The sequence below is a fragment of the Kitasatospora sp. MBT63 genome, assembly GCF_000710465.2.
Lineage (GTDB): Bacteria > Actinomycetota > Actinomycetes > Streptomycetales > Streptomycetaceae > Kitasatospora.
This window is the reverse complement of record NZ_JAIZ01000736.1, coordinates 4,250-7,015: the sequence shown is the minus strand read 5'-3', so window position 1 is coordinate 7,015 and position 2,766 is coordinate 4,250. Positions and strand designations below refer to the sequence as shown.

The following is a 2,766-nucleotide window of genomic DNA, read 5'->3' as shown; positions in this document are numbered from 1 at the left end:
AGCGGTTCCCGAGTGACACGCCGGTGGGTCCGGAGCAGCTCGGTGAGCTGCGGACACTCGGCCAGATAGTCGACTTCATGACCGGTGTCGCGGACACCGCCACCACCGCTCCCAGAGCGGAACCGATCGCGGAGAAGCAGCCGCCGGCCGCCGCTCCCGCCGCCCCGGCCGGGCCGGCGCCGCGCGGTGCGATCGGCTGCGCGCAGGCCGCCCTGGTCGAACTCCCCTCCCCGGACGCGCTGGTGGGCGCCTACCCGGCGGGTTCGGCCGCGCTGCTGGTGGACGACGGCGGTGAGCTGACGCCGCTGGTCGCGGCCCGGCTGCAGGCCGGTGGTTGGGACGTGCGGGTGCTGCGGCTGCCGTCGGTGACGCGGACGGTCGACGGTGCGGCCGACTTCGCGCTGGCCGGCTGGGGTGTGACCGAGCTGACCGAGCGGGTCGAGCAGATCCTGGCCACCCCGGTCCGGCTGGTGGTGAACTTCGCGACCCGGCAGGACGGCGACTGGGCGGACGGCGTGCGCAGGCTCTCGTACGCCCTGCTGGTGGCCAAGCACCTGGTCGAGCCGCTGACCAAGGAGGCCGCCACCGCGCGGGCCGGGTTCCTCACGCTGACCCGGCTGGACGGCGCGTTCGGCCTGACCGGTGTGGCGGAGGACCGGGTGCCGGCGGGCGGTTTCGGCGGGCTGGTGAAGACGCTGGCGGTCGAGGCGCCGGAGCTGTTCTGCCGGGCCGTGGACCTGGCGCCCGGGCTCGACCCGCGGACCGCCGCCGAGCTGCTGCTCGCCGAGGTCAACGACGCCTCCGCGGAGCCGGTCCAGGTGGCCCGGGACGCGAACCGCCGGGTGGGCCTGACACTCGGGCAGGCGCCGACCGCGCTGGCCGCCGACCCGGCCGCCCCGGTGGCCGAGATCGGCCCGGACGACCTGCTGGTGGTCACCGGTGGCGGGCGCGGCATCACCGCCCGCTGCGTGATCGACCTGGCCGCCGCGTACCGTCCCGGTCTGCTGCTGCTCGGCCGGACCGCGCTCGGTGAGGAGCCCGCGTGGGCGGCCGGGGTGACGGCCGAGGCCGAGCTGAAGGCCGCCGCCGTCGCGCAGCTGCGTACGGCGGGGGAGAAGCCGACCCCGAAGCGGGTGGAGCAGCTGTACCGCGCGGTGGTCGGTGAGCGGGAGATCCGGCAGACGCTGGCCGAGCTGCGCGCGGCCGGGTCCCCGGCCGAGTACCTGGCGGTGGACATCACCGACGCGGCGGCCACCGCCGACGCGCTCGCGCCGTACGCCGGGCGGGTCACCGGGCTGGTGCACGGCGCCGGGGTGCTGGCCGACCAGCTGATCGCCAACAAGCGGGCGTCCGAGATCGAGCGGGTCTTCGCGCCCAAGCTCGGCGGGCTGCGCTCGGTGGTGGAGGCGCTGCCGGCCGAGCGGCTGCGGCACGTGCTGCTGTTCTCCTCGGTGGCCGGGTTCTTCGGCAACCAGGGGCAGTCCGACTACGCGATGGCCAACGAGGTGCTGAACGCCTGGGCGAGCTCGTTCAAGCGGCGGCACCCGAACGCCCGGGTCACCGCACTGAACTGGGGTGCCTGGGACAGCGGGATGGTCTCGCCGCAGATCAAGGCGGTGTTCCAGGAGCGCGGGATCACGCTGATCCCTGAGAAGACCGGAACCGCCCTGTTCACCGGCCAGTTCGCCCCGCAGCACGGCCACGACACGGTGGCGGTGCTCGGCCCGACGACCCCGCTGTCCGTCCGGCAGCCCGCGGCGCCCGCCGCCGTGGTGCTGGAGCGGGAGACCGCCCCGCTGGCGGCCGAACCGATCGTCGCCGACCACCTGATCGGCGGGGTCCCGGTGCTCCCGGCGGCGCTCGCGCTCGGCTGGGCGATCGGCGCGGTGGAGCGGCTCAGCGGCGGTACGGTCCGCCAGGTGCGCGACTTCGCGGTGCACAAGGGCCTGGTGCTGGACGGCTCCGAGCCGGCCCGGCTGCAGCTGGCGGCGACGCCCGCGGGCGACCAGGCGACCACCGAGGTGGTGATCCGCTCGGTGGCCGCGGACGGAACGGTCCGGCCGCACTACGCGGCCGGGGTGGTGCTGGGCGCGGACCCGGCGTCCGAGCTGAACCACCCGGCGATGGCCGCGCTGCCGGCCCCCGGCCACGGCCGGGACGCCGCCGGGTTCTACACCGACGGGACGCTGTTCCACGGCCCGGCACTGCAGGGGGTGCGCCGGGTGCTGGCCGAGGAGGAGGGCCGGCTGGTGCTGGAGTGCTCGCTGGACGGGCCGCGCCCGGCCGGCGGGGCCTTCGCCGGGCGGCTCTACCGGCCCGGCGCCGCGGACCTGCTGCTGCAGGCCGGCCTGGTGTGGATGCGGCTGTTCCGTTCCACCGCGAGCCTGCCGCTGTCGGTGGCCCGGGCCGAGTTCCACCAGCCGCTGCCGGACCACGGCACCTTCCTGACGGTGGTCGAACCCGGGTCCGTGAACGGCACCTCGGCGAGCCTGACGGTCACCGCGGTCGGCCTCGACGGCCGGGTGCTGGCCCGACTGGGCGGCGTCAGCCTGGTCTCCACCCCGCAGCTGGCCGCCAAGTTCGTCAGCAGCTGACGTACCCGACCCGGTTGGTCCGGCGGGCCGCCCAGCGCGGCCGGCCGGACCGCCCACAGCCCGGAGGGACCCGGCTTCCATGACCAAGTACGCCATCGTCGGACTTTCCTGCCTCTTCCCGGGTGCGGCCACCCCCGAGGAGTTCTGGCAGAACCTCAGCGCGGGTGCGGAC

General features: G+C 75.8%; 2 protein-coding genes. Both read left to right on the top strand.

Annotation, left to right across the window (positions count from 1 at the left end; translation table 11 throughout):
• A partial coding sequence (locus tag AA75_RS38180; RefSeq protein ID WP_149038624.1) for an SDR family NAD(P)-dependent oxidoreductase occupies positions 1-2,594 on the top strand: 2,594 nt, incomplete at its 5' end.
• Between the two features lie 79 nt (positions 2,595-2,673).
• Positions 2,674-2,766, top strand: a 93-nt coding sequence (locus AA75_RS52950; protein ID WP_233289365.1) for a beta-ketoacyl synthase N-terminal-like domain-containing protein, incomplete at its 3' end; no start/stop codon positions are given.